This is a genomic window from Candidatus Polarisedimenticolia bacterium (assembly GCA_035764505.1).
In the GTDB taxonomy this organism is placed as follows: Bacteria; Acidobacteriota; Polarisedimenticolia; order Gp22-AA2; family AA152; genus AA152.
This window is the reverse complement of the sequence record DASTZC010000243.1, coordinates 1-8,561: the sequence shown is the minus strand read 5'-3', so window position 1 is coordinate 8,561 and position 8,561 is coordinate 1. Positions and strand designations below refer to the sequence as shown.

At 65.3% G+C, this 8,561-nt stretch carries 6 protein-coding genes; 2 read left to right on the top strand and 4 right to left on the bottom strand.

Annotation, left to right across the window (positions count from 1 at the left end; translation table 11 throughout):
• Positions 1–1,475, top strand: a 1,475-nt coding sequence (locus VFW45_16000; protein HEU5182289.1) for a hypothetical protein, incomplete at its 5' end; no start/stop codon positions are given.
• Positions 1,476–1,560: 85 nt separating this feature from the next.
• On the opposite strand, the gene VFW45_15995 is transcribed toward VFW45_16000, so the two are convergent.
• From VFW45_15995 to VFW45_15980, 4 genes are all read right to left on the bottom strand, one after another.
• Positions 1,561–3,975, bottom strand: coding sequence for a thrombospondin type 3 repeat-containing protein (locus tag VFW45_15995; GenBank protein HEU5182288.1), 2,415 nt, complete (start codon positions 3,973–3,975; stop codon positions 1,561–1,563).
• 236 nt (positions 3,976–4,211) lie between these two features.
• Positions 4,212–5,567 (bottom strand): glycosyltransferase family 39 protein, encoded by a 1,356-nt coding sequence (locus tag VFW45_15990; protein HEU5182287.1) that lies wholly within the window; start codon positions 5,565–5,567, stop codon positions 4,212–4,214.
• Between the two features lie 33 nt (positions 5,568–5,600).
• Positions 5,601–6,698, bottom strand: a complete 1,098-nt coding sequence (locus VFW45_15985) for an LLM class flavin-dependent oxidoreductase (GenBank protein HEU5182286.1) — start codon at positions 6,696–6,698, stop codon at positions 5,601–5,603.
• A complete protein-coding gene (locus tag VFW45_15980; GenBank protein ID HEU5182285.1) occupies positions 6,695–7,675 on the bottom strand; it encodes a hypothetical protein in 981 nt (326 codons plus the stop codon). The genes VFW45_15985 and VFW45_15980 overlap by 4 nt, the downstream gene beginning before the upstream one ends.
• A gap of 437 nt (positions 7,676–8,112) precedes the next feature.
• On the opposite strand from VFW45_15980, the gene VFW45_15975 reads away from it, so the two are divergent.
• Positions 8,113–8,451 (top strand): hypothetical protein, encoded by a 339-nt coding sequence (locus VFW45_15975; protein HEU5182284.1) that lies wholly within the window; start codon positions 8,113–8,115, stop codon positions 8,449–8,451.
• Positions 8,452–8,561: the final 110 nt, after the last annotated feature.

Genomic DNA, 8,561 nt, shown 5'->3' with positions numbered 1-8,561 from the left:
ATGCAGCCGTCTGGACAGGAAACCTCATGATCGTCTGGGGCGGATGGGACAGCGGAGGAACCTCTCTCGCCTCGGGAGGCCGGTACGATCCCGCCACCGACACCTGGGCCCCCACCACGCTGGCGGGTGCCCCCCAAGGGCGCCTGCTGCCTTCGACAATCTGGACGGGCGACCGCATGATCATCTGGGGCGGCGTCCTCTATCAATGCTGTCCCATTTCCAATTTCACTCCGCTGAACAGCGGAGGCCGCTACGATCCGATTGCCGACAGCTGGACTGCTACCACCCTCAGTGGCGCGCCGACGCCCCGCTATCTCCAGACCACGGTCTGGACCGGAAGCCGGATGGTCGTGTGGGGCGGCTACGATCAGTCGGCTGCTTTGGCGAGCGGGGGTCGGTACGATCCTGCGACCAACACCTGGGATGCCATGTCGGCATCCGGCGCACCCGCCGCCCGTTACAACCATGGAGCCGTGATGGCCGCCGGCAGCATGGTCCTCTGGGGCGGGGAGAACGGCACGACTCAATTCGGAGACGGAGGCCGATATGATCCCGCCGGCGATACATGGCTCCCGCTCTCCGTTTCGGGCGCCCCGGCCGCGCGCTCCTCCCATTCCGCGATCTCGACGGACAGCTCGATGGTGGTCTGGGGAGGCTGGGACAGGACGACGCGGATGAATACGGGCGGCCGCTACGATCCGGTGACGGACCAATGGAGCGGCATGAGCAACGCAGGTGCCCCCTCGGGCCGGACCTCCCACAGCACCGTCTGGACTGGCGCAGAGATGATTGTCTGGGGTGGAAGCTCCGGCTCGAGCGGCCTGGATTCAGGAGGCCGATACGATCCAGTCTCCGACTCCTGGTCGCCCATGGCATCGATTGACTCTCCCCGTCGCCGCGCCGCGGCGACCGGCGTCTGGACCGGGGAATCGATGTTGATTTGGGGCGGGTACGATACCGTGAATATTTTCGGCGGCGGCTCCTTCGATGAGGAGCTGGCCACGGGCGGGCAATACTGCCTCTGCCCGATGAGCGCGGTCTATCGCGACGCCGATGCCGATGGCCTGGGGGACTCGGGACAGACGATTCAGGCCTGCGCTCCGCCTCCGGGTTACGTGGTCGCGGGCGGAGACTGCAACGACGCCGACGGTGCAAACTGGGCGACGCCTGGCGAAGCTCGAAACCTCCAATTCACCAACGCGACCAGCCTGAGCTGGTCGCCGCCCTCGGCACCTGGATCGAGCGCGCCGCACTACGACGTCATCCGCTCCGGCTCGGCGGCCGACTTCGTCTCTGCCGCGCTCTGCACGGCCACGGACACGCCGCTCCTGTCGCTCGGCGATTCAGGCATTCCGGCGGTCTCGGCCCGATTCCATTACCTCATCAGAGCCCGGAACGGCTGTCCTGCGAATGCCTTTGGACCGCTCGGCAATGCTTCCAACGGCACTCCCCGGACGGCGTTGACCTGCCCTTAGTCGTCCTGCATCACAAGAACGAATCTCGGGACAGGCATCCGTCGCGATGACGGATGACAGTCCCGTCTCCTGAGATTGGAAAAGCCTACTCGCAGGCGTCCCCGATCCCGTTGCCGTTGCTGTCGAGCTGATTCGGATTGCCCACCGCGGGACAGTTGTCGCAGGCCGTGCCGACCGTGTCGTGATCGGGATCCAGCTGGTTGGCATTGGCAATCAGCGGACAGTTGTCGTTGACGTTCTGGACGCCGTCGCCGTCGCTGTCGGCTCCTGAGGGAGGACAGGGAGACGGTGCGTTCGCGGTCGGAGATTGATGAATGGGGCCGTGTCCGCAGGTGTTGACTCCGCCGACGAGGTAGTAGTACGCCGAGCCCACGGCCGGATCGCCCCCGGACACCGAGGTCGCGGCGCCGGGCACCTCCACCAGCAGACAGGCGGGGTTGTAGATGAAGGGGCTGATGATCGTGCCGCGGTAGACGTTGTAGACGTTGGCCTGAGGGACGTGCATCCAGGAGAGCGTCTGGCTCGCGTTGATCGTCAAGGGATCCGGGGCCTGGTCGGGCGGGGTCCAGGCGCTGTTGACGAGCGGCGCGCAATCCTGAAGGTCGATGGCCCCGTCGCCGTCGCCATCCGGGTAGCGGAACTCGAAGGCTCCCACGTCGGTGATCGCCGAGCCGTTGAGGTCGCCGTCCACGGGGCGCGACAGCGCGTCATAATCGCTCGCCGGGGAGGTCCCCCATGCCGGGGTATTGGTGCCCAGGTCGCGCAGCGGCGAGGAGACCGTCAGGTGGAGGTCTTCCGCGACGTTCGTGCTGTTTCCCCAGTTCGCGAGGATGCGGTTGGCGCGCGTGATATCGGTGCCACAGGTGCCCGGCGAAAGGCAGTCGGCGTTGGTGACACAGGCGGCGTTGACCGCGTTGCTGCACACCTTGTTGGTCAGGCCGGGCGTGAAGGTCAGCGTCTTGGTGGAGCTGTTGATGGCGGTGATCTGGCGCGCCACGCCGTCGTCGTTGTACTCGATCCGGTTCCCCACGGCATAGCGCGTCGACGCGAACACCACCGCGGTGGTCGCCGTCCCATTGGCGCTGCTGTGGTCCCAGAAGACGGGGGCGTTCACGAACACCGGGCTGAGGGAGACGTTGCCATTGGTGCCGATGACCGCACCGTCGGAGTAATCGCCCCGGATCTCGTTGGGAACGTCGCCGAAGAAGTCGCCGCGCTCATTGCTGGCGAAGGCCTGGAAGCTGTACAGGCCTCCGCCGCCTCCCAGCGACGTGGCGTCGTTCTGCGCCATCAGGTTGTTGGTGAGATGGTTCTGAGGACTGCTCTGCTGGCTGACGATGAAGGAGGCATAGACGCCGCCGCCGATCGAGGAGAAGACCGACCCCTTGGGGACGGTGTGCGTCGTCATGACGTTCCCGACAATCGTATTGTTCGTGAGGTTGATCGCGCTGGTGGGTGCCCCCGTGCTGAAGCCTCCACCCGCCGTGCCGCCGATGTTTCCCATGACCACGTTGTTGTAGGCGGAGGCGCCGGCCGCGTAGAGGTAGATCCCGCCTCCCTGAACGTTGGCCGTGTTTCCCACGATCAGGTTGCTGCTCAGCACCGTGCCGATGTTTCCGGCGATATACATTCCGCCGCCGCTTCCCTGCTGGGCCACGGTGTTGTTGCTGCGTATCACGTTGCGCGAGATCAAGGGGGCACAGTCGAAGTTGAGTGAAAAGATTCCACCCCCCCATCCCAGGGCCTGGACCTGCCCGCTCTGGTCGGGAGGCGTCGTGGTGTTGCGCTGGATGATGTTCCCTGAGATCGTCGGCTTGCCGCGGGCGATGTAGATCCCCGCGCCGTTCCAGTCGGGAGCCACCTGGCCCGTGTTGTTGGCCAGCGTATTATCCTCGATGCGGCAGTCCGTCACCAGGGGCCAGCCCGCTGCACCACCGAGCGCCCCATACAGGAGCATCCCGCCCCCGCCGATATTGAAGTACATGTTTCCGCCCGAGTCGGTCAGGGTGATGCGGTCGCCGCTGCCGTGGATGATTCGGAACCCGCTGATCGAGAATTTCTCCTCCAGACGGTTGAAGCCGTAGCTCCCTCCGCTGGCCATGATCACGGCCGAGCGGTTCAGCCCCTTGGCGTCGATCGTCGTGATGTCCCTGCCGGCACCGTACAGGTGGGTGTTGGGATAGAGGAAAATCCGCTCCGGGTAGGTTCCGGCGGCCACGAAGACATCGGCCTCCAGCGCCGCGTTGGAGCCGATGTTGCAGTTCGACAGATTCAGCGCGTCCTGGATCCTGTGGCACGGGACCCCCTGCGTCCCGCAGGTGGGTGCGGCGCACTGGCCGGTGCAGCCCGAGACTGTCGGCAGGCAGTTGGTAGTGGCCGCTGAATTGAAGTCGACATAATAAATGAAGTCGGAGACGGCGCTGGCGGGAGGCTGGAGGCTGGCAAGCAGTACGAGAAACCCTGCGAACGAGAGACGGACGAGGGCAGAGGAAGATTTCATTGAGAGTCGCTCCGGAGGAGCCGGGTCTCCCCTAGAGCATCCTGGGGGCCCCTCCCCGGCCCAGGATCTAGGTACGTCGGAGCGCTCGACAGAATGACCTTTTTTATACGGTGATTGGCCCAAAAGTCAAGCCATTCCTGGCTTTTGGCGGGTAGCCCCGGCTCTATCGGCTCGTATCGCCGCTTTCCAGGGCCTGAGGCGCCGGAATCGGCGGCAGCCAGGTAATCTTTTGTCCGTCAGATAGTCTCATGGGGATTCGGGTGGGTCCTACCCCCCGGCGACGGGATCCCCATTGACTGCTCTCCCCGGCGGGCGAGGAATGCCGCTCCGAGCACTGTCGCTTCCCAGGAGGCCAGGACCAGGAGAAAGGGATCGATGGTGGCCACACGATAGCGTTGCCCTCCCAGAACGATGCCATGCAGCGCCGTGCTGAGGCCGAACACCGCCACGACGGCGGCCAGCGGGACCCACCGAGCCGTCCGGCCAAGCTGCCACAGACCCGCCAGACCCAGAATCAGGAGCGGGAAATAGGACAGCCAGCCCACGAGGGTCAGAAATCCCCCGCCGCCGGCGCGGGCAGCGTCCCTCATGTCGAGGCTGATCCATAGCCGGGAGGCATTGTGTAGAACCGTTCTCAGAAAGGCCGGTATATCGGCGCGGATCATCTCGATCGCTTCGCGCTTGCAGCGCCGATCCTCTCGCAGCTCCCCCTGGGGTCCGCCGGGCAGCGTCCCCTCGTAGATGCTGAGGTGGCTGTAACCGACCCGCGCGTTGATCTCCTCCAAGCTCACCTGGCGAGACAACAGCTGTCCCGTATACAAACCCCAACCACCATGGGTGTCGAGGAGGACCGTTTCCCCGAACACTCTGCGATTCCGAATTATCCAGGGACTCCAGGTAAGCGCCACGAGGACTGCGGCTGCGAGCAGGGCGAGGCTCCGGCGCCTGCGCCTCTCCTTCGTCCAGGGGCGCGCCAGGATCAGGATGCCAAGCTCCAGAAAGACGCCTGTAGGCCGGGTCATCACCAGCACCGCGGCAAACAGCCCGTGCAGGACTCCATCCCGAAGCCTTCCGTGATGGCCCACGAGGGCCGCGCTGAGCAGCGCGCCGCTGAGAGCGAAGATGAACAGGGTCTCGGTGAGGATCTCCCCGGTGTAATAGATGAAATAGGGGTAAATCGCCCCGATCGCCACGGCGAGCAGCTCCGCGTTGCGTCCTCCCAGGCATCGTGCCATGCGGCCCAGGAGGAAGATTGTCGCCAGCCCCACCAGCACCTGGGCCAGACGTACGGCGCCCGGCAGGTGCCCCGCGATGCTGTAGGCCGCAGCCAGGAAGATCGGATAGGCAGGCATGCAGAAAGCGCTCGGAGAGGATCGGGAGCCGAGGGTCCCCTCGCTGGCAAGGTTCCACCCGAAACGATCGTAGAGAGCGGCGTCGGTGACGGTCGTCCAGCGACTCTTGATGCTGTGGGGATCCGAAAAGGCCACGAAAGCGCAACGAGCCAGGAGGGCAAGCAGAAGACAGGCCCAGTAGATGCGGCGCTGCCTTGGGAGTGCAGCGCTTTCCTCTTTTAGGCCCGTGCTTTGTCTCATTCGCTCCGCGGCCGCGTGGCCGAATGGTTCAAATCATAGGCGGCGCCCGGAAATCGTGTCAACGCTCCGAGTTGTGTCAATGCTCTTGCCGATCGAATCGAAGCGCGGGATCACGTCCGCGGCGAAGCGCTCCATCTCCTCCGCCTGCGGGCTGAATTGCAGGAGCACCAGTTCCACGCCAGCCTCATGGAATCGAGCCAGCTCCCCGGCGACGCGATTCGCGGTCCCTACCAGCCCGCTGCGCAGTCCACGATTCGAGACGGAGTAATCCTCCAGGCTCAGAGGCTGCTCGAGACGGGTTCCGGACAGCCACTGGCTGAAGTTGGCGTAGCCTCGCGCCGAGGCATGGACATCGGTGATCCGCGCCCGCTCCCGGCGGGCGGCTTCCTCGGTGTCCCGGCAGATCACGAAGGCCGCCATGCCGAAAGCGAGCGGTGGCTCCTCCGGCGCCAGACGCTCGCGCCGCTCACGCATGTCGGCCACCCGCGCCGCGATGCGCTCCGGCGGATCGCCGTGCATCAGGTAGGCGTCGGCGGTCGCCGCGATGAGATTCTTCGCCGCCTCCGACTCCCCTCCGGCGTAAAGGAGGGGCCGCGGCCGGCGGCGCGGCTTGGGCTCGAGGGCGGCGTTCTCGAAGCGGTAGTGATTCCCGGAGAAGCTGAAGCGTTTCTCGCTCCACAGCCCCTTCACGACCTGGAGCCATTCCTCGGTGCGCCGGTACCGCGCGTCATGATGGTCGAAAGGGAGACCATATTGCACCGCCTCGTCCCGCCACCATGAGGAGACTACGTTCAGGGACAGCCGCCCCGAGGCGATCCGATCGATATTGGCCGCCTGCTTCGCCAGCAGGCCGGGATGATGAAAATTGGGGCGCACCGCCACCATCAGCTCGAGGCTGCTCGTGACGGCCGCCAGCGCGGCGGCGGTGCTCCAGGCATCCAGGGAGGGGGCGTCGACTCCTTTGATGTCGTTCAGATTGAGCTCCGCGATCAGAGTCAGGTCGAAGCCGATGCGCTCGCTCCGGACGGCGAGGTCGCGGACATAATCCCAGGTGGCGGGCATCCCTTCGTCCTCCACGTTGCGGAGCCATCCGCCGAAAACCGGCAGCCAGTAACCGAAGCGGAGGCTCACGACGGCACCCCCTGCGCACGGGCGGCCAGCGCATCCACCAGGCGGGCGGTGGGATCGAACCCCACGACGCGCACCGGGTCGCTCACGAAGTTGGAGAGGGCGTTGATGTCGTAGAAGTAGAGGCTGCCGTCGCGCTCGCTTTCGAGGTATTCAATCCCGCCGACGTCCAGCCCGGCGGCGCGTGCGATGCATTCCACCGCGGTCCGGATCTCGGCCGGCGGATCGAAGCATTCCACGCGCAGGCCCGCCTTTGCGGCGCCCGCCGGGCAGGCGCTGCCGGAAAGCTCGAGGCCGTCCACGGTCCGGCAGATATCGGCGGGGCAGAGATCAAAACCGGCGTCCGTCTCCAGGTGCACGCGGATGCCGTAAAGGTACCTGCCCTCCAGCGTCTCCACGCGTACAATCCTCGCCCCCCGGGGAGGGTGGTATTCCTGCAGGAGAAGGACTCCGTCCAGTCCCGCTTCGATTCGGCCGCCGTCGACCGCGGAAGCCAGCGCGGCGCGGGTCTCGAACCTCACGATTCCTGCGCCGCTGCCTCCGACGTTGGGCTTCACCACCAGCGGAAAAGCGAGCTCTTCGGCGACGGAAGGCAGGAGAGAGGGATGGGCGACGACCCGCGTGCGGGGCACGGGTAGGTGAAGCTTTTCCAGGAGACGCACTTGCGCCGCCTTGCTCACCTCGTAGCTGAAGGCCTGCAGCCCGTTCACCACCGGAACGCGGAACTCCTCCAGATGGGCCAGGTACTGGAGCGTGTGGAAGATGGCCCGACCGTTTCCCCTTTTCCACGCGGACGGGCTCATGCGATTGAAGAAGAGAGGTGCGGATCCGTTCCCGCCCGGAGGCGCGGAGGGATCGAACTGGTGCTCCGCAGCGCGCACCGGATGGTGCGGCACGCCGCGGCGCTCGAGCTCGCCGAAAAGCGGATTGAACCAGGTGGGATGCTCGTAGAAGATGGCGATCGGCCGGAAGGCGGCCATGAGGGTCTCCTTTCCCGACCCTGCCTCGCCGGACCGAAAATGAAAGACCCGCCTTCGGTCCAGCCGTCGGCGGGTCAGATTGAGCGCGAAGCCGTTTGAGTTCAGTTACCCGGGCCCGTTCCACTCCCTCCCCGCCGTGAGCGGGGACAACAAGTGCAGAAGATCAGATTCGAAAGCTTGCCGGGCATGGCCGGAAAGTACTAGGAAACGGGCGATTCGTCAAGCAGGATTTGTCGTTCCTGGAGGGAAGGCCGCTTCCCGGCGGTTGCTTGAATTCCTTTTCGGCCTAGAACAGAATGCGCCAGGTTTCCCGCGAGGCACCTGCCGGATCGCCGCACGCTCTCGGAGCTGGCTCGCCCCGCATGCTGACCTGGCTCTCTTGGTTAATTGGTGATGTTCCGAAGGTATCGCATCCGGCGATGATGAAAGGAGGTTTCATGCGCAGCAAGACAGCGGCGGGCATTTTGATGGCGGCAATGCTGGGCCTGGCGCCTGCGGTTTTCGCGGGAGAGGTGTACGGTACGATCACGGAAGGAGGCAAGCCGGTCGGCGAAGGGGTCGCGGTCGAGGCGAAGTGTGCCCAGGGAGCCTATTCAGCCAAGACCGACAAGTCCGGGACCTACCATCTGGTCACCAAGGAGAACGGGAAGTGCCAGCTGACCGTTCGCTACAAGAACCAGTCCCCGGGAATCGATGTCGCGTCCTACGATGAAGGGGTCCAGGTGGATCTGGTTCTCGAGTCCAAGGGCGGAAACTACACCGTGCGGCGCAAGTAGCGGGGCTTCCCATGTTGGCGCCAAAGGATCGCTGGGACAAGCTCGGCGTCTTCCTGCACCCGGTCGGCGGCCTGCTCACCGCCATCAGCGTAGCGGTCGTGGGGGGGGGC